The 26,108-nt window shown below is 63.8% G+C and carries 22 protein-coding genes and 1 tRNA gene; 11 read left to right on the forward strand and 12 right to left on the reverse strand.

The genetic code is table 11. The features are described 5' to 3' along the window. The first annotated feature begins 100 nt into the window (after positions 1-100). Positions 101-2,191, forward strand: a complete 2,091-nt coding sequence (locus ACEQZ0_RS12570; RefSeq protein WP_370191194.1) for a bifunctional (p)ppGpp synthetase/guanosine-3',5'-bis(diphosphate) 3'-pyrophosphohydrolase — start codon at positions 101-103, stop codon at positions 2,189-2,191. Continuing rightward, complete coding sequence (locus tag ACEQZ0_RS12575; protein ID WP_370191197.1) at positions 2,188-2,547, forward strand: VOC family protein; 360 nt, start codon at positions 2,188-2,190, stop codon at positions 2,545-2,547. The genes ACEQZ0_RS12570 and ACEQZ0_RS12575 overlap by 4 nt, the downstream gene beginning before the upstream one ends. On the opposite strand, the gene ACEQZ0_RS12580 is transcribed toward ACEQZ0_RS12575, so the two are convergent. Continuing rightward, positions 2,544-2,858 (reverse strand): DUF1905 domain-containing protein, encoded by a 315-nt coding sequence (locus tag ACEQZ0_RS12580; RefSeq protein ID WP_370191199.1) that lies wholly within the window; start codon positions 2,856-2,858, stop codon positions 2,544-2,546. The two genes, ACEQZ0_RS12575 and ACEQZ0_RS12580, sit on opposite strands and share 4 nt — an antisense overlap. Further along, entirely contained in the window at positions 2,855-3,805 is a 951-nt protein-coding gene (locus tag ACEQZ0_RS12585) for a peptidylprolyl isomerase (RefSeq protein WP_370191201.1), read from the reverse strand. The genes ACEQZ0_RS12580 and ACEQZ0_RS12585 overlap by 4 nt, the downstream gene beginning before the upstream one ends. A 307-nt stretch (positions 3,806-4,112) precedes the next feature. Here ACEQZ0_RS12585 and ACEQZ0_RS12590 point away from each other — a divergent pair. The 4 genes from ACEQZ0_RS12590 (at position 4,113) to ACEQZ0_RS12605 (ending at position 7,669) form a co-directional block, all read left to right on the forward strand. After that, a tRNA-Ser gene (locus ACEQZ0_RS12590) sits at positions 4,113-4,203 on the forward strand. Between the two features lie 329 nt (positions 4,204-4,532). Further along, the gene (locus ACEQZ0_RS12595; RefSeq protein ID WP_370191203.1) at positions 4,533-5,750 is read left to right on the forward strand and encodes an MFS transporter; all 1,218 of its coding nucleotides are present in this window, start codon (positions 4,533-4,535) and stop codon (positions 5,748-5,750) included. 76 nt (positions 5,751-5,826) lie between these two features. Further along, the gene (locus ACEQZ0_RS12600; protein ID WP_370191206.1) at positions 5,827-6,825 is read left to right on the forward strand and encodes a LacI family DNA-binding transcriptional regulator; all 999 of its coding nucleotides are present in this window, start codon (positions 5,827-5,829) and stop codon (positions 6,823-6,825) included. Between the two features lie 91 nt (positions 6,826-6,916). Continuing rightward, positions 6,917-7,669 carry a dienelactone hydrolase family protein gene (locus tag ACEQZ0_RS12605; RefSeq protein ID WP_370191208.1) on the forward strand — a complete coding sequence of 251 codons (753 nt, stop codon included), beginning with the start codon at positions 6,917-6,919 and terminating at the stop codon, positions 7,667-7,669. Positions 7,670-7,818: 149 nt separating this feature from the next. On the opposite strand, the gene ACEQZ0_RS12610 is transcribed toward ACEQZ0_RS12605, so the two are convergent. Beyond that, positions 7,819-9,312, reverse strand: coding sequence for a glucoamylase family protein (locus ACEQZ0_RS12610; protein ID WP_370191210.1), 1,494 nt, complete (start codon positions 9,310-9,312; stop codon positions 7,819-7,821). Between the two features lie 88 nt (positions 9,313-9,400). Further along, positions 9,401-12,334 carry a TonB-dependent receptor domain-containing protein gene (locus ACEQZ0_RS12615; RefSeq protein WP_370191213.1) on the reverse strand — a complete coding sequence of 978 codons (2,934 nt, stop codon included), beginning with the start codon at positions 12,332-12,334 and terminating at the stop codon, positions 9,401-9,403. Between the two features lie 202 nt (positions 12,335-12,536). Here ACEQZ0_RS12615 and bglX point away from each other — a divergent pair, with 202 nt between their 5' ends. Together bglX and ACEQZ0_RS12625 are read left to right on the forward strand one after the other, a co-directional pair. After that, positions 12,537-14,867 carry a beta-glucosidase BglX gene (bglX, locus tag ACEQZ0_RS12620; RefSeq protein WP_370191215.1) on the forward strand — a complete coding sequence of 777 codons (2,331 nt, stop codon included), beginning with the start codon at positions 12,537-12,539 and terminating at the stop codon, positions 14,865-14,867. Beyond that, a complete protein-coding gene (locus tag ACEQZ0_RS12625; RefSeq protein WP_370191217.1) occupies positions 14,804-16,528 on the forward strand; it encodes a sulfatase in 1,725 nt (574 codons plus the stop codon). The genes bglX and ACEQZ0_RS12625 overlap by 64 nt, the downstream gene beginning before the upstream one ends. An 89-nt stretch (positions 16,529-16,617) precedes the next feature. Here ACEQZ0_RS12625 and ACEQZ0_RS12630 read toward each other — a convergent pair whose 3' ends face one another. The 8 genes from ACEQZ0_RS12630 to ACEQZ0_RS12665 all read right to left on the reverse strand — a co-directional run bounded on the left by ACEQZ0_RS12630 (position 16,618) and on the right by ACEQZ0_RS12665 (position 24,427). Beyond that, positions 16,618-18,687: a glycoside hydrolase family 97 protein gene (locus ACEQZ0_RS12630; RefSeq protein ID WP_370191219.1), complete on the reverse strand. Its 2,070-nt coding sequence runs from the start codon at positions 18,685-18,687 to the stop codon at positions 16,618-16,620. A 105-nt stretch (positions 18,688-18,792) separates the two neighbouring features. After that, the gene (locus tag ACEQZ0_RS12635) at positions 18,793-19,587 is read right to left on the reverse strand and encodes a PepSY domain-containing protein (RefSeq protein WP_370191222.1); all 795 of its coding nucleotides are present in this window, start codon (positions 19,585-19,587) and stop codon (positions 18,793-18,795) included. A 19-nt stretch (positions 19,588-19,606) separates the two neighbouring features. Beyond that, positions 19,607-20,125, reverse strand: a complete 519-nt coding sequence (locus ACEQZ0_RS12640) for a nuclear transport factor 2 family protein (protein ID WP_370191224.1) — start codon at positions 20,123-20,125, stop codon at positions 19,607-19,609. Positions 20,126-20,137: 12 nt separating this feature from the next. Beyond that, on the reverse strand, positions 20,138-21,274 hold the full coding sequence (locus tag ACEQZ0_RS12645) for a copper resistance protein B (RefSeq protein ID WP_370191226.1): 1,137 nt from the start codon (positions 21,272-21,274) through the stop codon (positions 20,138-20,140). Continuing rightward, positions 21,274-23,106, reverse strand: a complete 1,833-nt coding sequence (locus ACEQZ0_RS12650; RefSeq protein WP_370191230.1) for a copper resistance system multicopper oxidase — start codon at positions 23,104-23,106, stop codon at positions 21,274-21,276. The genes ACEQZ0_RS12645 and ACEQZ0_RS12650 overlap by 1 nt, the downstream gene beginning before the upstream one ends. A 32-nt stretch (positions 23,107-23,138) precedes the next feature. Further along, positions 23,139-23,699: an RNA polymerase sigma factor gene (locus ACEQZ0_RS12655; RefSeq protein ID WP_370191233.1), complete on the reverse strand. Its 561-nt coding sequence runs from the start codon at positions 23,697-23,699 to the stop codon at positions 23,139-23,141. 6 nt (positions 23,700-23,705) lie between these two features. After that, positions 23,706-24,146 carry a periplasmic heavy metal sensor gene (locus ACEQZ0_RS12660; protein WP_370191236.1) on the reverse strand — a complete coding sequence of 147 codons (441 nt, stop codon included), beginning with the start codon at positions 24,144-24,146 and terminating at the stop codon, positions 23,706-23,708. After that, positions 24,143-24,427, reverse strand: coding sequence for a hypothetical protein (locus tag ACEQZ0_RS12665; RefSeq protein WP_370191239.1), 285 nt, complete (start codon positions 24,425-24,427; stop codon positions 24,143-24,145). The genes ACEQZ0_RS12660 and ACEQZ0_RS12665 overlap by 4 nt, the downstream gene beginning before the upstream one ends. 102 nt (positions 24,428-24,529) lie before the next feature. On the opposite strand from ACEQZ0_RS12665, the gene ACEQZ0_RS12670 reads away from it, so the two are divergent. Genes ACEQZ0_RS12670 through ACEQZ0_RS12680 form a run of 3 tightly spaced genes read left to right on the forward strand, consistent with a single transcriptional unit; the run spans position 24,530 to position 26,097 of the window. Next, positions 24,530-25,225 carry a DUF2231 domain-containing protein gene (locus tag ACEQZ0_RS12670; RefSeq protein WP_370191242.1) on the forward strand — a complete coding sequence of 232 codons (696 nt, stop codon included), beginning with the start codon at positions 24,530-24,532 and terminating at the stop codon, positions 25,223-25,225. A gap of 6 nt (positions 25,226-25,231) precedes the next feature. Next, a complete protein-coding gene (locus ACEQZ0_RS12675) occupies positions 25,232-25,633 on the forward strand; it encodes a hypothetical protein (protein WP_370191245.1) in 402 nt (133 codons plus the stop codon). Next, entirely contained in the window at positions 25,633-26,097 is a 465-nt protein-coding gene (locus ACEQZ0_RS12680) for a DUF411 domain-containing protein (RefSeq protein WP_370191248.1), read from the forward strand. Before ACEQZ0_RS12675 ends, ACEQZ0_RS12680 begins: the two co-directional genes overlap by 1 nt. Positions 26,098-26,108: the final 11 nt, after the last annotated feature.

Consider the following 26,108-nt stretch of genomic DNA (forward strand, 5'->3'; position numbering starts at 1 on the left):
TCGCCTGCGCAAGTGCTGTTGCAGAAAAATGCATGGCCGGATGGTATCTGCGCAGTTTCCCCTTGCCCTGCGCGGGGCAATCCTCACATCGTGAATTGCGATGCTGCGCCAGTACGAACTCGTAGAGCGGGTCAAGGAATACGACCCCGACGCCGACGAGGCGATGCTCAACCGTGCCTATGTCTACACGGTGCAGAAGCACGGCACGCAGACACGCGCGAGCGGGGATCCCTATTTCAGCCATCCGGTCGAGGTCGCCGGGCTGATGACCGATCTGAAGCTCGACCAGGAAACGATCGCCACCGCGCTGCTGCACGATACGGTCGAGGACACGCTGGCGACCATCGACGATATCGAGGCCAATTTCGGCACCGATGTCGCGCGGCTGGTCGATGGCGTCACCAAGCTCTCCAAGATCGAGCAGATGCCCGAGAACGAGCGGGCGGCGGAAAACCTGCGCAAGTTCCTCCTCGCCATGAGCGAGGACATCCGCGTGCTGCTGGTCAAGCTGGGCGACCGGCTGCACAACATGCGCACGCTGCACTTCATCAAGAATCCCGACAAGCGCCAGCGCATCGCGCGCGAGACGATGGATATCTACGCCCCGCTGGCCGAGCGGATCGGCATGTACGAATACATGCGCGAGATGCAGATGCTCGCCTTCGAGCAACTGGAGCCCGAGGCCTTCGAAACCATCACCCAGCGGCTCGACCAGATCCGTAGCGAGGATGGCGGCCAGGTCGATGCGATCGCGCTCGACATGAAGCACGCCCTGGCCGAGGCGGGGATCGTCACCGAGGTTTCGGGGCGCGAGAAGCATCCCTATTCGATCTGGCGCAAGATGGCCGAGCGGCACGTGTCCTTCGAACAGGTCACCGACATCATGGCCTTCCGTATCATCTGCGAGGACGTGGGCGACTGCTACCGCGCTCTGGGCGTGCTGCACACGACGTGGCAGTTCCTGCCGGGCAAGTTCAAGGACTACATCTCGACGCCCAAGAACAACGGCTATCGCTCGCTCCACACCTCGCTGATCTACGGCAAGTCGATGCGGGTCGAGGTTCAGATCCGCACGCGCGAGATGCATCGCCGCAACGAGTTCGGCCTCGCCGCGCATTGGGCCTACAAGCAGGGCGACCGGCCCGACGGGCAGGTCGGCTGGCTACGCGACCTGATCGAGATCGTCGATGCCAGCCACGATCCCGACGAACTGCTCGAACACACGCGGCTGGCGATCTATCAGGATCGCATCTTCGCCTTCACCCCGAAGGGCGCGCTGTTCCAGCTGCCCAAGGGCGCAACGCCGGTCGATTTCGCTTTCGCGGTGCATACCGATCTCGGTGCGCAGACCGTGGGTGCGAAGATCAACGGGCGGCACATGCCGCTGCGCACCCAGCTCAACAACGGCGACGTGGTCGAGATCATCAAGAGCGACCATGCCGATCCGCAGCTGAGCTGGCTGGGTTTCGTCGTCACCGGCAAGGCGCGCGCCTCGATCCGCCGCGCAGTGCGACTGAAGGAACGCGCCGAAGTGGCCGAGATCGGGCAGAAGCTGTTCGACGAGATCGCGCTGCGGGTCCCCGCCAAGATCGGCAAGAAGGCGCTCCGGGAAGCGCTCAAGCGGCTCGAGATGGAGGAAGAGGAAGACCTCTATTACGCCATCGGCTCGGCCAAGATCGAGGACCGCGTTGTGATGGAGGCGCTGGTGCCGGGCTGCACCGCCGAGCTCGAGAACGAGCCTGACTGGGCCAAGAGCGGCAAGGCGCTGTCGATCCGCGGGCTGACACCGGGCGTCGGCTTCCAGCTTGCGCAGTGCTGCCACCCCGTCCCGGGCGACCGCATCGTCGGGCTGCGCAAGCCGGGCGAGGGGGTCGAAGTGCACACGATCGATTGCACCCACCTCGCCAGCGGGATCGACAGCGACTGGCTCGACCTGTCGTGGGGCAAGCGGTCGCGCGGCGCGGTCGGGCGCCTCAGGGTGACACTCTACGACCGGCCCGGCACGCTCGCCGAGATGGCCGGCATCTTCGCGCAGAATCACGTCAATGTGACCAGCCTCGAGCAGACCCAGCTCGACCATCCCTTCACCACCTACGAAATCGATCTCGAGGTGCAGGACGTGCCCCACCTCACCCGCATATTGAGTGCACTGAGGGCGAGCGATTCGGTCGCGCAGGCGGAACGCGTGTGATTACCGGCATCGACCACGTCCAGCTGGCCATGCCGCATGGTGGCGAGCCCCATGCGCGGCGCTTCTGGGTCGACCTGATGGGACTCGAGGAAGTCGCCAAACCCGCGCATCTCGCGGTCAATGGCGGCTGCTGGTTCGAAGGCGGCGGTATCGCGATCCATTGCGGGGTCGAAGAAGCCTTCCTCCCGGCGCGCCGTGCGCACCCTGCGCTGCTGGTGAGCGATCTCGCGGCCCTGGTGGCGCGGCTCGGCAAGGCGAATATCCGCTTCAAGCCGGGCAAGGATCTGGAGGGTTATGTTCGCGGCGACATCGCCGATCCATTCGGCAACCGTATCGAGCTGATGCAGAGGGTCTAGAGCAGCTCGAGCGTCACCGCGGCCTCATCGCCCGCGACGAGATCTTCAGCCTTCAACACCTTCTTGCCCACGAGCAGCCACCACTCGCCGCTCTTCGACGGAAAGACCGAGGTCTTCCAGCGCGATCCGCCGATGGTCGCCATGACCTTGACCGACCCGAAACCGCGCCTGCCGCCATATTCGAGCCGCCGCAGCCGCTCGTGCATGGTGATCTCCTCAGCCACCGCGTCGGTGATCGTCAGCACGTGATAGACCGCCTTCTCGCCGTGCCAGCGGGTTATCGGCCCGCGAAAGGCAAGCGTTTCGTTCAATCGGCAACCCGGCGCACGGGCACGGGGATGTTGCAAATGTCGGCGCCGCCTGCCGGCACGATGAAGAAGGGATCGCGGCGATTGGCGCGGGCGTCCGCGTAGCTCGCGAAGGTATCGCCTTCGGTCGAAAGGTATTCGAAGGCGGGCTGCTCGCTCTCCGGCAGATCGCTCGCAACGCGCACCGAGAGGATCGGCGTGCGCTTGCCTGCCTCCTCGGCGGTGTAGAAGCCCAGCGCGCCCGAACCGCGCGGCAGCGAAGACAGGTGCTCCATCCCCTCCACGATGCGCCCGACCAGCGCGATATTGCGGTCGAGATGGCGCGGCGCATGACCGATCACGGTGTAGAGCTCTGCGCCCGATCCAGTGTCGGGCGACATCCCGCGGCCTACACCGACCATGCCGTAGCAATGGACCGGCCAGGCGCCATTGGTGTCGCCGCCGACCGCCCAACCCTGGTGGAAGAATGTCGAATCGGCGTAGGGGTCCTCGTCGATCTCGACATCTTCCATGGCCAGAACCTGCCCGATTTCGTCGGAGATATAGTCGATCTCACTCATTTCCCGGAGCCCCTCGGGCAACGGTTTCGCTACTCCTTGGGCCTCGGGATTGGCGTAATTTGGATCACCCCACTGGACGACGTAATTGTCCTGCACGCGGTTGACCGTGACGCCGTCGTACCACTCGGCGCGCGCGAGCGTGCGGATGTTGGCCACCCACCCCTGGCTGAAGGGTGCGGGCATCAGCTGAATCACCACCTTGCGCGCGCTGCCATCGGCGGCCGGGGCGAGCGTCATCACCAGCAGGTCCTCGGATGGGATGGTGATCCATTCCTCGGCGGGCGCCTGCGCCACGATCTCGCCGGGCGAGGGCGCGGCGGCTTCTTCCTGCGCGATGGCGGGGGCGGCAAGCGCGAGCAGCGCGGCGAGCGAAATCAGCAGCTTCGTCATGGGCACGGCGTGCCACCGCGCGCGGCAAAACAAAAGCCCCCTCTCGCGCATTGTAGGGGCGAGAGGGGGCTTCGTGACGGTGTTCGCAGGGTATGCCTGATCCGCGCAGCACCGTCGCGGGGAGAGTTGTACACCTAAAAACGCCGACGGCAATCATCCGGTTCCCGCTCCGGCTTGCGGAATCGTCGCCTCGCCGCTAGACGCGCGCGTTCTTGGTTGGCCTACTGCGCTTTGCGCTACTTGAGGCCGGGCTCGTGAAAGCGAGTTCCGCGCTCAAGCAGCGAAGCGATAGCGCAAATCAGAACGCGGAGCAGTGGCCGAGTGGTCGAAGGCGCACGCCTGGAAAGTGTGTATACGGTAACCCCGTATCGAGGGTTCGAATCCCTCCTGCTCCGCCACCGACCCCTGGTACCTCGTCTTCGCTCCTCTCTTGCCGCGCAGGTGCGTAGACGGCTGTCACGCGCCTGCGTGCCCGTGCGGGGGTAGGGGGCCGCATTCGCGGCGGGCCGTCTCGCGGGCGGATTCTTTTTCGGCGACCGCCGGGATCGCCAGATCTATGCGGGTAGGCATGTCTTCGACTGCTTGGTTCTCCAGGATGTCGGGCGCGGTGCTTTTGGACGAAAGCCGTGTGCGATGGGATTGACGCGGCTGGACCGGCGCATGGAGTGGACCTAAGGCGAGGGACGCTTTCCAACCGCAGACAATGTCGGGGACATCGCCGCCAGTCATGATCGCCCGCCTGCCAAAGCACGCTGGAAACCAGTCGACTAGGTTCCTCCTGCTTTATGCCTTGGCGGCGGCGGGTGGCTCGGCGTCCTACGCGCCGTTCCTGACGCTCATCCTGCCCCTGCGCGCCACCGAACTCGCGGGCGCTGATGCCGTTCAACTGCTTTCCACCGTGGCCTTTGTCGGGGCGATTGCCGCCAGTCTCGCCAATATCGCCTTCGGCTGGGCGAGCGACAGAACCGGGAACCGACGGGGCTGGATCGTCGCCGGGCTCTTCGCTTCCAGCCTTCTGCTGTTGCTCATGGGTCAGGTCCGGTCGATCCCTCACCTGCTTGTCCTGATCGTAGCGTGGCAGGTTGCGCTCAACATGATGCTTAACCCGCTGACCGCGCTTGCCGGAGACTGTGTTCCCGATCATCAGAAGGGCACGCTCGGCGGGCTGCTTTCGTTCGCGCCCGGGCTAGGCGCGCTCGTCGGTGCCATCGTCACGATACCCGGGTTGGCCGACGGTCAGGCGCGTCTCGCGTTGATTGCGCTGATCGTGATGGCCATGGTCCTTCCAGTCGTCCTTCTCGGTTCGCCGAGACCGATGCCCCATCTGATGCAGACCGCAGCCACCCCAGCGGCACAACCTACAACAGGCGAGCCCCCCGAACCCGGCCATCGCTCCCACGAAGTCTGGCGCATGTGGCTCGCACGCCTTTTGGTGCAGGTGGCCGAATCCGCTCTGTTCGCCTTCCTGCTTCTGTGGTTGCTCGGCCTTGATGCGCGATCGAGCGACAACACTGTCGCTACGCTCTTCACCGCAGTCCTCATTCTCGCCTCGCCGCTGGCCATTGTGGTCGGCCGCTGGTCCGATCGCGCCGGGCGACCGATGCGACCGCTCGTCGTCACCGCCTTTTGCGGCATGGTCGGCCTGCTGGTCATGGCGTGGTCGGAAGACGTCCTGGGCGGCATTGCGGGCTATGTTGTTTTCGGCATCGCGGCGGGGGTGTTTCTCGCCCTCCACAGCAGCCAGACGCTGCGCGTGCTGCCGCGACCCGAAAACCGCGGACGCGATCTGGGCTTCTTCAACCTGACCAATACCGTCCCCTCGCTGATCATGCCCAGCATTGCGCTGGCGATGATCCCGCTGTTCGGTTTCCGGGCCCTGTTCCTCCTGCTCGCGGCGCTGGTGGGGATCGCTGGACTCCTCCTGGCCCTGGGGCGGGCGCGGTGAAGCGTTCGGTCGCTAGCACGGCGGCCACGGTTGGCGATCAGCCGCGGTTCGGCTACGGCACGAAGGTGGTTGGAAAATGGTAACGATCAGGGACGTTGCGAAGGCCGCCGGGGTCTCGGTTGCGACCGCTTCGCGCGCGCTCAACGGCCTGTCCAACGTGACGCGCGAAACCCGCGAAAAGATCGAGGGCGTCGCCGCCCGGCTCAACTACATTCCCCACAGCGGCGCCCGCAGCCTGACGCGGCGGACCACCGATACGATCGGCGTGATCCTGCCCGACCTGTTCGGTGAGTTCTTCTCCGAAATCATCCGCGGCATCGACCTGGTGGTGCACGGCGCGGGCAAGAACCTGCTGCTGGGCAATATGCATGGCAGCGCCGACGAGACCGGGCAGGCGATCCGCTCGATGCGCGGGAGGGTCGACGGGCTGCTGGTCATGCCGCCAAATTCGAGCGCCGATTCGATCGGCGATGCGCTGACGCAGGACATTCCCACCGTGCTTCTCAATGCGCGCGCGGTCGACGAGGCGACGCCCTTCGTCACGGTCGACAATTACGCCGGGGCACGGCTCGTCACCGAACATCTGATCGATCGCGGTGCGCGCAAGATCGTCCATATCGCCGGTCCGGCGAGCAATCGCGACGCGAGCGAACGCCTGCGCGGCTATCGCGACGTGTTGAGCGAGCGTCTCGGCGACGACAATCCGATCATCCTACCCGGGAATTTTCGCGAGGACGACGGGCGTGCGGCGGCGCGCCTGTTGTTGACCGGAGAGCAGGCTTTCGATGCGATTTTCGCGGGCAACGACCTGATGGCAGTCGATGTCATGTCCGAAATGCGCGAAGCGGGGGTCGACATCGGTCGGGAGGTTCTAGTGGCAGGGTTCGATGACATTCCGCTGGCCCGCTACGTCACTCCGCAACTGACCACGGTACATTCGGACATTACCCGGCTCGGATCGGCCGCGGCGCTCATGCTGCTGCGCATGCTCAAGGGCGAGACCATAGGAGCGGCGCACGGGCTGACGATTCCGCCGACGCTCGCCATTCGTGGCTCCACGGCCGGACAGGGCTGATCGCGCAGCATGCGATTTTTCTTTCTCGCGTGATCGTGCCAAACGGAATGCAACCGTTTGCGTCGGCGGTTGGCAGGCGAGGGGATCAGCGGTGTACAAGTACTTTTTCCGATGGTTGGCGATGGTCTTCGCGGCACTGGCGCTGCCCGCCTGCGCCTATGGCCAGGGGCTCGATGGCCCTGCGCCTATCCAGGCCGGACAGCATCCTCAAACGGCTCTCGATGCCCAGGGCTATCGCTATCAGCTGTTCCTGCCGCAAGGCGCTTGGGACGAGACGCAAGCCTGGCCGCTGATCATCTTCCTGCACGGCTCGGGCGAGCGTGGCACGGATATCGACAAGGTAAAGGTGCACGGTCCGTCCAAGCACGCCGATGCCGACCCCCACTTTCCCTTCATCGTAATTTCCCCGCTGCTCCCGGCGGAGGAGGATTGGGATCTCGCCAAGCTGAGCCGCATCCTCGACCATGCCATCGCCACATTGCCGGTCGACCCCGCCCGGATCTACCTGACCGGTCTCAGCCGCGGTGGCCATGCGACATGGCGATGGGCCGCCGCCGAACCGGATCGCTTCGCCGCCGTCGCGCCGGTCGCGGGGCGGGGCGATCCCTTCACGGCCTGCGCGCTCAAGGAGATTCCGATCTGGGCCTTCCATGGCGATCGCGACGATGTGGTACCGCCCGAGGGCAGCTTTGCCATGACGCGCGCGATCCGTGCCTGCGGGGGACGGATGAGCCGGCTGACGATCTATCCCGATCTGGGCCACAATGCCTGGGACCCGGCCTATGCGGATCCGGCCCTGTACCTCTGGCTCTTGTCGCACCGCCGGGCAGCGGGGGGCGAGTAACCGGGGGCGCCGAATTGCCGCCTTGTCGGGCCTTGCATTGGCCGTGTTTCTCGCCGGATGCGCGACCGCGTGGTTGACATCGCCGCGTTCGACGGTCGCGAGCACCTGCGCAACGAGGTCGAATGGGCCCTCGTCGCGCAGGTAGGACCCTACTCGGACGCCTCGCTTTCGAGCCAGCCTCCGGTAAATCCGAGCCGCTCGAGCCCGCGGCGGATATGCGGGTTCTTGCGCATCGTTTCCCAGACGATGCCGCTGCGATGGTTTTCCATCATCGCGAGGATCGGACCCTGGTCGATGCCGAGATGGTCCCTGGCCACCCAGCCGCGTTCGGGATCGGTGTCACCGGTGCGCGAATTCGCGTCGACGAAGGTGAAGCTGGGATTGATCGCGTCCTTGAAGCCATATTGCCCGTATATGCGCCCGCCATAGCGTTCTTTCATAGCCATCAGGGCGGCCGTGGTTGCCTGGGGCGCAAAGGGGATCGATCCGCCGGCGGCGGTCGGGACGATGGTGCCATCGTCGCGCACCCGGATCGCGCTGACGCCGCGCGCCATATAGGTGAAGAAGGTCCGCGGCTTGCCGTTTACCGTATATTCGTTCTTCGAGTATTTCGGTCCGTCGGAGGCCGTCCAGCCCCAGATGTCGGCGCTGTAGTCCTTCCAGTCGTTCGGATTGTCCGCGCCATAGGCACGCTGGCTCAGCGTCGCGCGACGGCTGTTCTCGAAATAGTCTATCCCCTTCTCGCGCATGAAGTCGTCCTGGATGCCGCGAAAGTCGATCCAGACATGGCTGTACTGGTGACCGAACAACGGTTCGAACTGGAGATGTTCGTAGCCGTAGAAGGTGCCCCAGTCGTTCTCGAGCTGGGCGGCCCAGCCCTTGTCCCAGGCGTCCTTGCCCACCGGGTGCGTGGGCGATGCGGTAGCAAGGACATAGACCAGCATGCCTTCGTTGTAGCCGATCCAGTCGGACTGCTCCCAGCCATCCTCGGGCTTCCAGCCCATCGTGATACCGTGCGAATTGTCGAGGTTGATGGCCTGCGTGCCGGTGGTGTTGCGCTGGGCCCAATCCCATTCGACACGCCGGTAGATCTTTTCCGCCAGATCGCGGATCTCCGCCTCGACCGGATCCGCGCGATCGAAATAGCTCTGCGCGAACAGCGCCCCGCCGAGGAACAGCGTGGTATCGACGGTAGAAAGTTCTACCGTCTTGAAACGGGTTCCATCCTCATATTTCAGGAAGTGGTAGAAGAAGCCCTTGTACCCCGTCACGCCGCTTTCGGCGGGGCCTTGCGGGGCGTGCCAGTAGAAGGCCAGGCAATCGCGGGTCCGTTCGGCCGCCTCTTCACGCGAGACATAGCCGCGTTCGGCACCGATCCCGTAAGCCGTCAGGGCAAACCCCGTCGCCGCGATCGAGGAGAAGGTTCGCGACGGCCAGCGATCGGGTGCCAGGCACCGTTCGGTATCGGTCGTGTCCCAGAAATAGCGAAAGGTGCGCCGCGTCAGATCTTCGGAAAACGCTTCCTGCGCCGAAGAATTTGCGACATTGAATGGAGGTTCCGCTCCATTTTCGAGAGCATTCGGCATGCAGCCCGAGATCGCCAGCCCGAGACCCAACGGCGCGAGGATGTTCGAGATCTTCATCGGATATCGGCTCTTCACATTCTAGTTTGTTGCTCGGCAGGGCGTCCCCTGCCGAGCGCGGCCCAAAGGGCAAGGATGCCCGAGGATATCAGAACCGCACTGCCGCGCGGAACTGAATACGGCGAGGAAGCGTCAGAATGCTGTTTCCTTCGATGGCCGGATCCAGAGGATCCGTGGCGTTGAAGAACCCGTCGAAACCCGAATAGTTGGTGTTGTCGAAGGCATTGAGCAGATCGACGGCAAGTTCGATCTCTCGATCTTCACCGAAATTGATGAACTTGGCGAGAGTGAGGTTCACTTCGCAGAACTGGAAGATGCCATCGACACAGGTCTTTTCGGGATAGGCGGAGGTGATCCGCAATTGCCCGTTATCGAAGCCATTGGTCGCATCGGTAACCTGGTAGGCCCGGCCGCTGCCGAAGGTGCTCAGCGTCGAGAAACGGAAACCCCACGGCAGGTCGACCAAACCTGAAAGTACCACGCGGTGACGCTCGTCGCCCGGGCGAGGACGCCAGCCGTAGGAATCGGGAACGGTGCCATCGAGGCTGAAGAGATCGTTTCCGTTCTGCTCGCCTTTCGAAAGCGTGTAGGCGATATTCAGACCCCAGCCGGATCGCACAGTGTAGTTCTTGTCGAGCGTGAAATAGAGCGCCTTGTAGCGCGTATCGAGCCCGTCGTAACCGATCAGCACGTTGGCATAGCCGAAAGGCACCACGGGGGAGGTATCGCAACAGTTCCCGAGGCCGTCGTCCCGGCGGGTGGCGAAGAGATGGGTATAGCCGTTGCGTCCACGCTGATAGGAAGCGGTCACCGAAGCTTCCCAATCGCCGAAACGATGGCGGACGCCGAGGCTAAACTGGTCGTTCACCGGCGGCTTGGCATTTTCCGGCACGGCAAAGAGTTCGGGAAGGCCGGATGTCGAGGTCTCACGCAGCGTGATGAGGCCTTCGCGCGTCAGGTAGCTCGGGTCCCAGGCGACCGTCGGCAGGCCATTGCGAGGGGAGCCGTCTTCCGAGAAGCGGAAAACGCCGACCGGATTACGCTGACGGGCAATCTCGTCCACCGTGTTGCTGAAGGTGTTGCGGTCGTAATAGCGCCCCGCACCACCGAAGATCACCCACGTCCGATCGCCAGTGAGATCGTAGGAAAAGCCGATGCGCGGAGCTATAGCGCCCGTAAATGGGTCACGCTCGGTTCCATCGGTGATGTAGTCCTCCGGGTCGAAGTAGAACGTTGATGGGAGTGCGCGCAAGGCCGCCGCCGCCGAGGCCGGCGTGACGTAGTCGTTGTTGAACCCGTTGGTCTCGTAGTCCCACCGAACCCCGAGATTGAGTTCGAGCCGGTCGGTGACTTGCCAGTCGTCCTGAATATACACGCCAAACGACGTATTGGACGCGGTAATCAGCGAGTTCCCGAGGCCCAGACGCGCTTCTCCCGGGAAGCTGAAGTCAAGGTTGTTCGTTTCGTCGACGAAGAAAGTATAGCGCGGCTGGACGAAGGCGCGATTGTCGAATTCGATATCGAGCACTTCGACGCGCGCGCCGATCTTGATCGTATGATCGTCCAACGCGGAATAGGTGAAGTCGTCCCGGATCGTATAGCTTTGCTGTTGCTCGCGCCGGGTCGAATCCTTGCCGCCGAAGGTCATCACGCCGATGTACTGAAACTGGGGAAGATCGGGGTTGATCGACGTCGGATTGAACACGTAGTCGATCATGCTGGTGCTGAATTCGTTGACGAAATCATCGCCGTTATAGGTCCACTTGAACAAGGCGGAATCGACGCGATTCTTCTTGTTTTCGGCAGATTCGAACGATGTTTGGCCGCCAAAGTTCTGGATATCGGTCTCCTCGCGGCGACTGAACGACAGATCGAACACCTGTCGATCGTCTGGCGTCAGCGTCAGCTTGCCAAAATAGAAGTCTCCCCGGAACGGGCTGACGAAAGCCCCTTCGAATTCGTCGATGGAGCGGCCCGAACTCGCTTCGAACTGGGACCGAAGCTCGGGGGAACCGCCCGCGATGACGTTGAAGGCGCGATCCTGATCATTGCCCTCATAGGCAGCGAAGAAGAACAGCCTGTCCTTGACGATCGGGCCACCGAGCGATGCGCCATACTGCTTGCGCTTGAATGGCGGCTCCGGAAGATCGTTCCGTTCGTTGATGGCGTCGATCTCGGTGAGGCTGCGGTCGGTATACTGACCGAACGCCTCGCCGTGGAATTCATTGGTGCCCGACTTGGTCACCGCGGTGACGATGGCGGACCCAGCCTCCTCGTATTCGGCCTTGTAGTTTTGCGTCAGGACGCGGAATTCCTGCACGGCCAGCTGCCCGAACGGGTTCCCGCGACTGTTCTGCTGGCCGGCGATGCCACCTTCGCGCAGCTTGTTCTTCAGGCTCACGCCATCAACGAAAACATTGACCTGGCTGCGGGTGGCAGCACCCGACTGAATGCCCTTGTCGGTCTCGCTGTCGAGATAGACCACGCCGGGCGAAAGGGCTGCGAAAGAAAGGAAATTGCGATCTGTCTGGGGAAGCGACTTGATTTGCTCCTGTGAAACGCTGGCGCTTACCTCCCCGCCCTGCGCGGATCGGATACGGCCGCCGGTCACGATGATCACGTTTTCGCCAACTGCCGCGGTGTCAGCGTCGGCCTGGCCCTCGGCCAGGTCGAAATCGAACACGGCATCCTGAGCGACGCGCACGTCGAACCGGTCAGTCCGACGTGTGCCGTCGACCGTCGTCACTTCAAGCCGGTAGGTCCCGGGCCGCAACGATGCGAAAAAGTAGCTGCCGCCCGGACCAACCGGTACGGTGCGGCTCGTTCCGGTGCCGACCTCAACAGCTGTTACGGTACTGGATTCGTCCGCCCCGGTGATCGTCCCGCGAAGCGACCCACTCGTATCCTGCGCGTGGGCGGGCGCCGCCAGGCCGACGGCCAGCGCGCCCGTTGCACAGCCAAGCACCAGCGCCGAGGCCATCCGGCCTGCAACGGACATACGATTCTTACGCGAAAAGAACATTTCCACTCCTCCCCAACAGACCCGATTCTTGGGCGTTTCCCGGGCCCGCACCCTCTTGACGGGACCGGACCATCTTTATTTTCGAAGCCTCTTGTAACCGGTTTCATTCGGCCTGTATAGCCTTCTTGCACGATCCCGGCTCGGACAGCCTAAGCGCGACAAGCAGCGGATCGATCGATAACTACGCGATGGGGAGGCATGCATGCGCAAGGGTCGAGCAATTCTGACGGTGGCAATTCCGGTTCTGGTCGGGGCCTGTGCCGCGACGACGCCACCGTTGGCCCAGGCACCGGTTCCGGTGACCGATGTCACGGCAGTCGCGGAGCGTCCCGCCAAGCCGGAATGGGCCCGCTCCGACGCCGCGATGGACGCCTTCGTCGACGACCTGATGGCGCGCATGACGCTCGACGAGAAGATCGGCCAGCTCACCTTGCTTACCAGCGATTGGGAATCGACCGGTCCCACCATGCGCGATTCCTACAAGGAGGACATCCGCGCGGGCAGGGTTGGCGCAATCTTCAATGCCTATACCGCGCAATATACCACCGAGTTGCAGCGCCTGGCGGTTGAAGAAACGCGGCTCAAGATTCCCCTGTTGTTCGGATACGACGTTATCCACGGCCATCGGACGATCTTCCCCATCTCGCTTGGCGAAGCCGCCAGCTGGGACATGCAGGCGATCGAGAAATCTGCCCGGGTTTCGGCCCAGGAGGCCGCCGCCGAGGGTATCCACTGGACCTTTTCTCCCATGGTCGACATCGCGCGCGATCCGCGATGGGGCCGCATTTCCGAAGGCGCCGGCGAGGATGTCTATCTCGGCAGCAAGATCGCCGCTGCGCGCGTTCATGGCTATCAGGGCGACGATCTGCGCGCGACCGATACCGTCCTCGCCACGGCCAAGCATTTCGCCGCCTATGGCGCTGCGCAGGCGGGACGCGACTATCACACGGTCGATATTTCGGAACGCACGCTGCGCGACGTCTATCTGCCGCCGTTCGAAGCGGCGGTGGAAGCCGGCGTGGCCAGCTTCATGACCAGCTTCAACGAATATGACGGGGTTCCGGCAAGCGGCAGCAAGTACCTATTGACCGATGTGTTGCGTGATCGCTGGGGCTTCGACGGTTTCGTGGTAACCGATTATACGTCGATCAATGAAATGGTGCCGCACGGCTATGCCAAGGACCTCGCCCAGGCTGGCGAGCAGGCGATCAACGCCGGCGTGGACATGGACATGCAAGGTGCGGTCTATATGGAAAACCTTGCCAAGTCCGTGGCCGAGGGCCGGGTCGATACGGCGGCAGTCGATCGTTCGGTGCGCCGTATCCTCGAGGCAAAATACCGCCTCGGCCTGTTCGAAGACCCTTACCGCTATGCCGATGCGGAGCGCGAAAAGGCGACGCTCTACAAGCCCGAATTTCTCGCGGCGGCACGCGATGTGGCTCGCCGTTCGATGGTCCTGCTGCGCAACGAAGGCGATGTGCTCCCGTTGGCCGCGGGCGCAGAGAAGATCGCCGTCATCGGTCCGCTTGGCGACAGCAAGCCCGACATGATCGGAAGCTGGGCGGCGGGGGGCGACCGCCAGACCCGCCCGGTCACGATCCTCGAGGGTCTGCGCGCGCGCGCAGCGCCCGGGGCCCAGGTCTCCTTTGCCAAGGGCGCCTCGTACGATTTCTCTGCCGCAGGGAGCACCGAGGGCTTTGCCGAAGCGCTCGATCTAGCGCGCAGATCGGACATCATCATCGCCGCAATGGGTGAGAAATGGGACATGACCGGCGAGGCGGCGAGCCGTACCTCGCTTGATCTCCCGGGTAACCAGGAGGCCCTGCTCGAACGTCTCGTCGCGACCGGCAAGCCCGTGATCCTCGTGATCCTCAGCGGGCGTCCCAACTCGATAGATTGGGCATCGAAGAACGTCCCGGCCATCCTCCATGCCTGGTATCCAGGTACGCAGGGCGGCCATGCCATCGCGGACGTCCTCTATGGCGACTACAATCCCTCCGGCAAGCTACCGGTCACCTTCCCGCGAACGGTCGGACAGGTCCCGATCCACTACGACATGAAGCACACCGGGCGACCGATCGAGTTGGCCGCACCGGGCGCTAAATATGTCTCGCGCTATCTCAATACACCCAACGATCCGCTCTACCGTTTCGGTTACGGCCTCAGCTACACCGACTTCGCCTATTCGCCGGTCACGCTTAGTAGCGCGAGCATGGGGCCGCGCGGATCGATTAGCGCCAGCGCCACCGTCACCAACACGGGCAAGCGGGCCGGGGAAGAGGTCGTGCAGCTCTATGTGCAGGATCTGGTCGGTTCGGTGACCCGCCCGGTGCAGCAGCTCAAGGGGTTCGAGAAGATCCGGCTCGAGCCGGGCGAAAGCCGCATTGTGACCTTCGAATTGCAACCGAGAGACCTTGCCTTTACGCGCGCCGACATGACGCATGGATGGGAGCCGGGCGAATTCCGGTTATGGATCGCACCCAGCTCGGGCGCGCAGGCGAGCACACCGGTCAGCTTTACCGTGACGGAGTAGAGGCCCTGATCCGCATCACGGCCACGATCGTCGCAGCGCTGTCGCTGTCGGGGTGCGCGACGTCATCGCTCGGGCAGAGTGCAGCCGCGCCCGCGCCCCCGCGGGCCCAGCGACCGAATATCATCTTCATCATGTCCGACGATCACGCGCAGACCGCGATCTCGGCTTATGGGACCGAGATCGGCAAGCTCGCGCCGACGCCCAATATCGACCGGATCGCCCGCAACGGCGCGCTGTTCGAGAACAGCTACGTCGGTAACTCGCTGTGCGGCCCGAGCCGGGCAACGATGCTGACCGGCCAGTTCAGCCACATGCATGGTTTTACCAAGAACGGGCAAAAGTTCGATAACGCCCGCTGGAACTGGGTGCGCGAGCTTGGGCAATCCGGTTACCAGACAGCCATGTTCGGGAAGTGGCACCTCAATTACTCGCCCGAAGGTGCCGGAATCGACGACTGGAAGGTGCTCGATGATCAGGGAGATTACTACAATCCCGATATCATCACGCCCGAAGGGAAGACGCGGGTCGAAGGCTACGCCACCGACCTCGTCACCGACTACAGCCTCGACTGGCTGAAGAACCGCGATCCGACGAAACCCTTCGCGATCCTCATCCACCACAAGGCGCCGCATCGCAATTTCATGCCGGCGATCCGCCATATCCAGCGCTACCTCGGCACCGAGTTTCCCGTGCCGACCAACTATTTCGACCATTACGACGGTCGCCCCGCCGCTGCCGCGCAGGAAATGAACATCTACCGCGACATGTACGAAGGGCACGATCTCAAGATGACAACGCGGGTCGGGACGACCGAGCTGCGCTACAATCGCTGGCCCGGCGCCTTCGACCGCATGACGCCCGAACAGCGGGCGAAGTGGGACGCGCTCCATCAGGCGGACAACGACGCGATGAACGCCGCCGATCTCGAAGGGCGCGAGATGGCGCTGTGGAAATACCAGCGCTATATGGACGAATACCTCGGTACGGTCGCCGCAGTCGACGAGAGCGTCGGGCGCGTGCTCGACTGGCTAGAGGAGTCGGGTGAGGCGGACAACACGATCGTCGTCTACACATCGGACCAGGGTTTCTATCTCGGCGAACACGGCTGGTTCGACAAGCGCTTCATGTACGAGGAATCGCTGCGCACGCCGCTGCTGATGCAGTATCCCGGACACATCGCGCCGGGCAGCCACGTGCGCGTGCCGGTCGAGAATGTCGATTATGCTCCGACTTTCCTCGATTTCGCCGGCCTTGCCCCACGCGGCACAATCCAGGGGAGGTCCTTGCGCGAGGTGGTCGAAGGCCGCCCGCCGGCGGATTGGCGCGAGGACGTATACTATCACTATTACGAGTATCCCGGATTCCACGCGGTGCGCGCGCATTACGGTGTGAAGTCGGGCCGCTACAAGCTGATGCGTTTCTATGGCGATATCAGTCAGTGGGAATTCTACGACCTCGAAAGCGATCCGACCGAGATGCACAACCGCATCGAAGACCCTGCTGTCCAGCCGATCGTGGCAGACCTCAAGCGCAAGCTGATCCGCCTCCGCGAGCAGTATCGCGACAGCGACGGACCGGCGGTCGGCGATCCTTTGACGGAGGTGGCAAAGGGCCGAGACGATGCCGAAGCGGCAGCGGGGCTAGGGCATCACGTTCATTGATGCTGAGCGCTGGTCTCGCCGGCTAGCGCTCTCCCGCACCTGGCTTTCGCGGGGGAGCCGGAGGCAGTCAGCGTCGAGCAGCGGAAGCTTCAGCGCATAGGGCGCAGCGACATCGCAAATCCGCCGCCCGCCTCCATGACGATCGTCAGCGCCTCGCCACCAGCTACGATGCGCCGTTCCCGCACCAAGGCGAAGCGATCGCCCGCGATACCGCCGCCGGACCCGTCACGCCACGTCTCGGCGATATAGCGCTTGCCCGGGGGCAAGAAGGATAGGTCGAGCATCACCTCGCGCCGTTCGCCATCGGTGACGCCACCGAGCCACCAGTCGTTACCGCCGCGACGCTGGCGCGCGACAACCGCATACTCGCCGATTTCGCCCGCGAGTACCCGGGTCTGTTCCCAATCGACGGGGACCTGTTCGATGAAGGCGAGCGCGTCGAGAGCCTGGCGATAGTTCTCGGGCAGGTCGGCTGCCATCTGGAGCGGCGAATAGAGTACCACGTAAAGAGCAAGCTGGCGCGCGAGCGTATTGGGGAGCAACCGCCCGTTGCGCCCGGCAAGACTGACGATTCCCGGCGTATAGTCGAGTGGCCCCGAGAGCATCCGTGTGAACATCAGCGTAGGCTCGTGGCTCGGCGGGTTGGGGGGATCGCCCCAGGCCATGTACTCGGTACCTCTTGCGCCCTCGCGCGTCATCAGGTTGGGATAGGTGCGCCGCATCCCCGTGTCCTTGATCGGTTCGTGAGCATTGACCGTAATGCGGTGTTCTGCCGCGCGCTGAGCGACGAGTACATGGTGGCGCGCCATGTATTGGCCGTCGTGCCATTCCCACTGTTCGGTTCCATCGGGATCCTCGCGCAGCACGCCACCTGCATCGGCGACGTAGCCGGTCTTGACCGAATGAATGCCATGCTTCCCGTAATAGGCCATCGCAGCCTCGAGATTGCGTTCATAGAGGCCGGCATTCCCCGCGGTTTCGTGATGGCCCATGATCTCGACGCCCCTCTTGCGGGCATAAGTTGTCACGCGATCGATATCGAAATCGGGATAAGGCGTGGCGAACTTGAAATTGCGACCGCTCTCGCTCCACCAGCCTTCGTTCCAGCCTTCCACCAGTACCGAGCCGAAGCCGTGCTTGGCGGCGAAATCGATGTAATCGAACGTATGCTTGGTCGTCGCACCATGCCGCGGCCCCGCATTCCAGCTCCATTTGTCGAGATGCATCGCCCACCAGATGCCGACATATTTGTGCGGCCTGATCCAGCTTGCATCGCCAAGCCGATTGGGTTCGTTGAGGTTGAGGATGATGTCGGCGGCGGCATAAAGGCCTGGCGCGTCATCGGCGATCAGGACTGTGCGCCACGGCGTATGAAATGGGGCGGCGCGCTGCACTTTCCACGGCTGGGAGGACGGCGCGAGCCGCGTGCGGAACCGTTGGCCCTCGATCCGTTGCAGCCAGTAGCCCGCATAATCCTCGAGCGCGGCTTCGTGCAGCGCGATATGCAGCCCGTCCGCGCGCCGGAAGGTGATCGGCGTGTGCGCGGTTCCGACCCTGTCTGCTGAAGTGCGGCGATAGAGATACTCATAGCGGTTCCACTCGCCTCCGGGGATCCACCAAGCTTCCGCATCCCCGGCGATCACGAACTCGGTGAGTTCCTCGTCGATCATCACGTCGGCGAGCTGGTCCTGCTGCGGAAACTCGAACCGGAAGCCCACGCCATCGTCGAATACGCGGGCGATCAGGTCGATGCGACGGCGGGTCTTGCCCTGTTCGAGGATAGGGACGCGGATCTCATTGTAGCGATCCTCTACCAGCCTGCTTTCGCCCCAGGGCTGCTGCCAGGTTTCGGCGTGGCTGCGTCGGGTCGCGGTTCCGAACTGCAGCCCGTGTTGCCACTTGCCGGCGCCGCGTAGCATGAAGCCGAGGCGAGACGGCGCGATGACATCGGCACCGTTGCGCTCGATACGATAGGTGGCATCCCCCTCGACGGTCTCAAGCACGAAACAGAGGCGTGCGTCCGGCGAGCACAGGCGCCGCTCATCGCTCGCTTGCGCTGCGAGAGTGAAGGAACTGAGTAGCGCAAGGAGTACCAGCGTCGTCCGACATGTGGCGCGCGCCAATGCTCTGGCCAAACCCCCGGATAGCCAATTCCTCATCGCACTCTCCTCACCCGTAGCGTGAGGTAGCTATGCGTGACGCCCCAGTTTCATGCAACCGGTTACATGACCTAAGGGAATGGCGTGCCGCAGGCGATCTGCCGGTTAGGAGCTTGAGATTGAGCGCAGAATCCTGCGCACCGGGGCGTGGAGCGGACGTGCGGTTCTACCTACTTCCGCAAGATGCTCGGTTTGCGCAGCTTCGGGAACCGATTTGCCAGAAGCACGAAGCCCGAACTGGCAATCAGGGTGCCTCCGACCCCGAACAGAAGAAGCCACCAGCTGTTGATCCGATCGCGCTGGGTCCAGTCCATAATGTGGAGTCCCCAGATAAAGTCGAAGATAACGCCAGGTGTCGCTGCGGGCCGCCAACACCGCTCCGGTCGACGCATCGATATAGAGACGCGTTCCGTCCGGATCCGCGAACTGGACCTGCCATGCGGGGAAGGGCCCGTGGTATTCGGTCCCGACGGGTTGTGCGACGGGCACGGCAGACTGGATCGCCGTAGGGGAGCCTGGCCAGGCAGCCATGGCGATCGCTTTGGCGTCGGAACGCGGAAGCGGCGACAAATTCCTGCCTGTAAGCGGATCATGCAGGCTGGCCGTACCATTGCTGCGGCTCATCTCGACAACCGGCCTGTCGTTCACCGTCTTGGTGGTGACAGCAACCAGATCCCCCGAGTAGGTTGCCCAAGCGGGAAGCGGCGCGTCGGGGCCGAGTGGTGGCAGTTCGCGCGAAATTACATGCTCCGACCGAACGCGCTCGATCTTGAGGAAGGACATTAGAGTGCCCGTGGCCATCCACAGGAGCGCCTGCACGCCGATGAAGACGGCCAGCCATTTGTGCATCTTGCTGCCGAAGATGTGCAGCCGAAGCTTGCGCGAACGCGGTGAGGTCATGTCTCGGAAAACCGAACTGTCAGCTGGGGCGGGGCGCACGCGAGGAAGAATGGTATTGCGCGATCTTCCATTCGCCCTCTTCCAGGATCAGCACCGAAGTCGCGACGCCGTCACGTTCGATCACGCGGCCATCGTCGAGTGCAATGCGATAGCTGTAGGTCTCGTACCCGAAGGCCACGGGGCTGACGACACGCACCTGGATGGCCGGATCGCTGAAGGTGAATGCGACGATGGCATCGAGTTCCGGGCCGAGGTGGTGTGCGAGATATTGCGCGAAGCTGCCTTCGGCTTTGCCGTTCTCGAAAACCCTCGAATCGTCGCGGAACAGCGCCTCCATCGCTGCCGCGTCGCCACCGACAAGGGCGTCGCGGTAGGCGGCAAGAACCGCCGCAACCCGCTCGGTCTCCGGATCGGTCGGGACCTCGGCGTGCGCGGCGGGCGCCACGGGAGCGGAATGATCGTGCTGCTGTGCCGCCACTGCCGATGGCGCGGCCAAGGGTACGATTGCGCCGCAGGCCAGCAAGACTACTCTATTCAAGATGATTTCCCCTCAAAACCAGAACCGGACTCCGATGACGTAGTTGGTGACGCTTGGGTCTTCGCCCGCAAGCCGGGCGAAGTCCGCGCTCTGGCCCAGTTTCCATTCCTGCTCGACCCCAATGTAGGGCGCGAATTCGCGGGCGATCTCGTAGCGGAGCCGCAGCCCCAGTTCGATCGAGTCGAACCCGGCGCCGATGCCCAGTTCGGGAATGTCCTGCGCGGCAAGGTTGAGCTCGGTGCGTGGCTGCAGGATCAGGCGTTGGGTGACGCGCTGATCGAGCTCGGCCTCGACACGGGCGGTGAGATCACCCTTGGTCGAAAGGAACGCTGCGGCATCGATCTCGAACAGGTAAGGCGCGAGCCCCTGTACGCCTACGACCGCATAGGTGCGTTCAGGGCCGGTCAGGTCCTGCCGGATGCCCGCCTGAAGGTCCCACCACGGACCGATCGCATGGCTCCACAAGCCCTGTATCTCGGCTCCCTCCGGCTGTTCACCGAAGCTGCCTTCGCCTTCGCTCTTGAACCAGAACTTGTCGATGTCCCCGCCGTAGTAGCCCTGGAGGTCCCACAGGTATCCGTCCTTGCCCTCGCGCGCACGATATTCGGCGCGGTCGGCCTGAAACCAGAAGCGGCTCATCAAGCCGCCGGCCTCCACCCGCAACGCATCGCGCGAGGCGCGCATGGCCCCGGCGCCCCAAATGGCATCGGCGGCATGCGCCGGGCCCGAGCTGGCAGCAGCCGGAGGAGGCCCCTGGGGAATCGGGGACATGTCCATCTGGGCATCGCGGGGCGACGCGTGGTTCATCGCCGAATGGTCCGTACCCCCCATTTCGCCGTGGCTCATGGAGGCGTGATCCGTGTGCGAGCGATCGGTCGCCTCAACCTGGCCATGATCCATTGCCGCGTGGCCCATTGCCGCGTGGTCCATCGTGGCATGGTCGTCGGCAGCCGGAGGCTCGGCGGGCGCTTCGCCAGTGGGCGCACACGACCCGTCCGACACGGAGTGGCCCATTGCGCGGTGACGGTCGGCCTCCTGCTGGCAGGAGTTTTCCGTTGCGGAGGCAGGGGGCATGGCATGCCCGGAATGATCCTGCGCAATTGCGGGCGTGGCGGTGCTCGCAAGGAGCATGACGGCAAACAGGCGCATCAGTCTTCCCCCACCCTCTTTACATCGGGCGCCGTTGGCGGTCTTCGCACCGTCACCACCTGAAACATGCCCGAGTGCATGTGGTAGAGAAGGTGGCAGTGGAAGGCCCAGTCTCCCTCTTCGTCGGCGGTGAGATCGAAGGTGGCGCTGCCGCCGGGTTGGACGATAACCGTGTGCTTTTGCGGCTGGCGGTCGGCGGGGGCGCCGTTCACCAGCTCGAAGAAATGGCCATGCAGGTGGATCGGGTGGGCCATCATCGTATCGTTGACCAGCTTCACCCGCACCCGCTCATTGTACGCGAAGCGGATCGGATCGTCCGAAACGGCCGCGAATTTCTTCCCGTCGAACGACCACATGTAGCGTTCCATATTGCCGGTCAGATGGATTTCCAGCTGTCGGCTCGGGCGGCGCAGGTCGTCATTGGGCTGGAGCGCGACGAGATCCTTGTAGGTCAGCACCCTGTGCCCGACGTCGTCGAGGCCGAGGCCGGGGTCGCTCATCCGGTCGACGGGGTTCATCGATACCATGTCGATGCCCGGACCGACCTTCACGTCGTCGGGCAACATCGAGGTGTCACGCATATTCATGCCGCCCATTTCCATCGCCGTGGATTCGGATTGGCCCTTGGCCGCAGGCTGCGAATGACCCATCGCCGAGTGGTCCATGCCGGCCATGTCGCCGCCACCGTGATCCATTCCGCTCATACCCATATCGGCCATGGTCAGGAGCGGCGGGTCGCGGAGCGCGGGAACGGCAGCGCGCGCGCCGGGCTTCGCTGCCAGCGTTGCCATTGCCATGCCGGAACGGTCCATGCTTTCGGCGATGATCGAATGTGCCTCGCCGGTCGGCTCGACGACGATATCGTAGGTTTCGGCCGTGCCGATCTGGAATTCCTCGACCTCGACCGGTCGAACGTTCTGCCCATCGGCGGCCACGACATGGAACTTCAGGCCGGGAATACGGATGTTGAAGAAGGTCATGGCGCTGCCGTTTATGACGCGCAGCCTTACGCGCTCGCCGGGCCTGAAGAGGTATTCCATTCCTTCCTCGGGCCCCCGGCCGTTCGCGAGGTAGGTATAGGTCGATCCGGTCACGTCCAGGATGTCGGTCGCCATCATCCGCATCTTGGCCCATGCCCGGCGATCCTTGCCCGAGAGCGGATAATCGTCGGTCCAGGTGTTCTGCTGATAATTGAAATACCCCTCGCCCTTCTTGAGCTTGTCCATGATCGTATGCGGATGGAGCGGGGTGAATTCGCTGAGCAGAAGTACATAGTCGCGATCGGCCCGAACCGGGTCGCCGCCCGCCGGGTCGATGACGATAGGACCGTAATGACCCGACTGCTCCTGCAAGCCGGAATGGCTGTGCCACCAATAGGTGCCATGCTGCCGAATCGGGGGCATGTCGTAGACGAAGGTTTCGCCGGGCTTGATACCCGGAAAGCTCACGCCGGGAACTCCGTCGAACTGGAAGGGAACCAGCAGGCCGTGCCAGTGAATCGAGCTGTCTTCTCCAAGGTTGTTGGTAACCGCCAGGCGAACGGCTTCGCCCTCGCGCAGACGCACAAGCGGCCCCGGTATGCTGCCGTTGACCGCGACCGCGTGGCCCCGGCGACCCTGCACAACGCGCGATCCCTCGCCGATGGTAAGCGCGATTTCGCGGCCAGAAACCTCGTCGAAGCCGGGCCGGATCACGCCGCCGTGAAGGTCGGCCCCGCGTGCCCATGCCGGCAAGGCGTGGCCCAGCCCGAGAAGGCCGGCGGCTGCTCCGCTTCGGGTGAGGAATTTACGGCGATCGATCGCGAGACTGTCGCTCGGGGCTGATTTGTTCATACCCCCCCTTACGCGTGGATCGCGATTACCCCTCAAACAAGATCGAGTTTTTGGCGCAGGCGCTGGCGTGCGCGATAGACGCGCGTCTCGATCGCCTTCTCGGTTACGCCGAGAAGCCGGGCAACCTCGCCCTGGCTCCGCCCTTCGATGGCGACAAGGATCAGCGCTTCGCGGAGCCGGACCGGGAGTCCGCCGATCGCCCGCGTGAGGTTCGCCAGCGCCTGCCGGTCGGCGATTTCGTTTTCGAAGTCGGGCTGGTGGGCGGCGATTGGCATGTCCGGGTCGAGCGAGACCAGCCCCAGAAAACTGGAAACCTTGCGCCGCCTCAGCCTGTCACGGCATTTATTGAGGGTTATCGTGGTCAGGTAGGCCACCACCGGTCTTCGCGGATCGAGCTTGGCACGCGCGATCCACGCCGATGCCAGCGCGTTTTGCAGGGCATCCTCTGCCTCATCCCCCGACCCGAGCATTCGCCGGGCCAGGCCCAGCAAGCGCGGAAGATGCGGCTCTACCAGCTTGCCGAATGCCGCCCTGTTTCCCGCCCTGGCCCGTTCCACCAGGTCGGAATCAACGGTGTCGACGCCCCCCTGCACCGTCGGTCATTCGCCGGTTTCGCCGGTGAGCGATGAGGCAACCTGACGGTCGAAGCGCGCCTGCTGCCCGGGATCGAGGAGCGCACGCATGGCGAAGACATGTTCGACCGTGGCCTTCTGCAGATCACCCATGCGGCCATGCACGTCGTCGATTGCCTCGGCGACTTTGGGACCATATTCGTGTTCTTCGTCCATGGCGGCGGCGAGCCGGGCATTGGCCGCCCGAAGCGAAAGGTCGAGTTCCTTTCTCTCTACCGCAAAGCGAGCCTCGAGCCGGTCGAGCTGAGCGGCCTGCCGAGCATCGAGATCGAGCTCTTCATGCACAAAGTCGTGAAGCGTCTGCCGCTGTGCCGTTTCGCGCCACTCGCTGGCGGCGAACGCCCCGATGCAGCCGGCGGCAACCGCCAGCAAAACAGCCAGGACGATCTGGATTGCGCCGATCTTCACGGTTCGACGTGCAGCAGGGATGCGGGCGACATGTCGGCGCCCTCGACGAGTTGGAAGCCTGCGGGCTCGGGCTGGGCAGGGGTCTGTGCTGTACCGAACCCTGCGCCAAGTCCGATGACGGCCATTCCGGCGAACAACAGGGACCGCGTGCGCCTGGAGGTCCTTTCCTCGAGCTGGCCGGCGCGCATCCAGACGCCATCCATGAAGCCATCGGGCAGCGCAGGATCGGGCGTGGCCGCCAATTTCTCCAGAGCAAGGTTTACGTGGTCGTCTTCGTGCATTCGGTCCGGGTCCTGTCCCTTCACTTCCTATACGCTGATTGCCGCCCCTGCCCCTCAAAACTTTTTTCGAGGGGGACGCAGTCCTGCTGCGTAAGGTTGGGCATGAGCTTCTCTCGCTTGCCCCGCTCGCCTCTGGCCGCCCTGGTGGCGGTAGCCCTCGTTCTGCCGGTCATGGCCAGTGCCCATGAAGGCCACAAGAACAATATGAGCGATGCCGAGATGGCACAGATGGAGATGCGCGATGCTCATCCGGTTGCGGATGTGGCAGCAGCGACAGCGGATGGTCCTCCCATTGCCGAAGGAGAGCGGGCCGTGGAAGCTGTCAGCCAGCCTCCGACGGCAGAGCAGGCGCTCGACGCGAAAATCGCGGAGAACCGTGTGACGTTGGTGGGGGATTTCCTGGGGCGCCTGCACCCGCTCGCCGCCCATTTCCCGGTGGCGCTGCTGCTGATGGCGGCGCTAGCGGAAATCCTGTTGCTGATGCGGCCCGCCCTTGGGTTGGAGACCACCGTGCGATTTCTGGTCGCCGGTGGCGCGGTCGGTGCAGGGATCGCTGCGCTGCTGGGCTGGTTTGCCGGAGGATGGCGCCTTGATGATCGATCCGAGACGCTTGGCCTCCACCGCTGGAACGGCACGGCCATCGCGGCTGTCGCGGGCATCGCCGCCTGGCTGGCATTCCGCTCTGCCGGGCGAACGCGGCTGCGGATCGCGCTGGCGCTTCTGGCGGCCGGTATTCTTTTCCAGGGCTACCTCGGGGGCGAAATGGTGTTCGGCCCCAATCATCTGGGTTTGGAGTGAAGCAATATGCGAAAATATTGGCAGAAGCATGGGGCGCTGGCCGGCATCTTGCCGCTGGCCGTGGTCTCGCTCGCAGCCTGCGGGGATGCCGCCGACTCTGCGTCCCGGCAGGCCTCCGCAAGCGAAGCAGCAATCGACACCCCTGCTGAAATTCCAGCCCCGCGAAACGATGCGGGACATGCGGCGACGGTGATCGACGATCCTCTCGCGACCGTGGCGCCTGAGCCGGCAGCTGGCCGGACAGCCGCGGCTCCGTCGACAAAACCGCAAGGCAGCAAAATGCCGGGCGCCCCGGCCCAGATGGCGCCGTCGCCGACGCCGTCAGCCCCCGCTTCCACCAACCCGCATGCCGGTCACGACATGACGACCATGTCGGATGAGGACATGAAAGCCATGGGACACAATTGATGATCTTTACCGCAATTCGTGAGGGCCGGAACCTGCTGCCCCTAATCGGTGCAATGCTGCTCGCGGCGTGCACGGGTGCGGCCCAGGCTGCGAGCTATACCATGTACCGCGACCCTCAGTGCGGCTGCTGTGAGACCTGGGCCGAGCATGTGCGCGAGGGGCTGTCCACCGAGGTTGCCGTGCAGGAGAGCGCCGACATGGCGGCCGTCAAGGATGGGCACGCCGTGCCCGATGATCTCCGGTCGTGCCACACGATGGTAGTCGATGGATACGTCATCGAGGGGCACGTCCCGGCGGCAGACATCGCACGCCTGCTGCGCGAGCGACCGGACGGCGTGCAAGGCCTGGCGGTCGCCGGCATGCCCCTCGGATCGCCCGGCATGGAGATGAACGGGCAAACCCAGCCCTACCAGGTGATCGCCTTCGGCAGGGCCGGGCGCACGGTGTTCAGCACCTACAACTGACACGAGGAGGA

Source organism: Qipengyuania sp., assembly GCF_964227205.1.
Lineage (GTDB): Bacteria > Pseudomonadota > Alphaproteobacteria > Sphingomonadales > Sphingomonadaceae > Qipengyuania.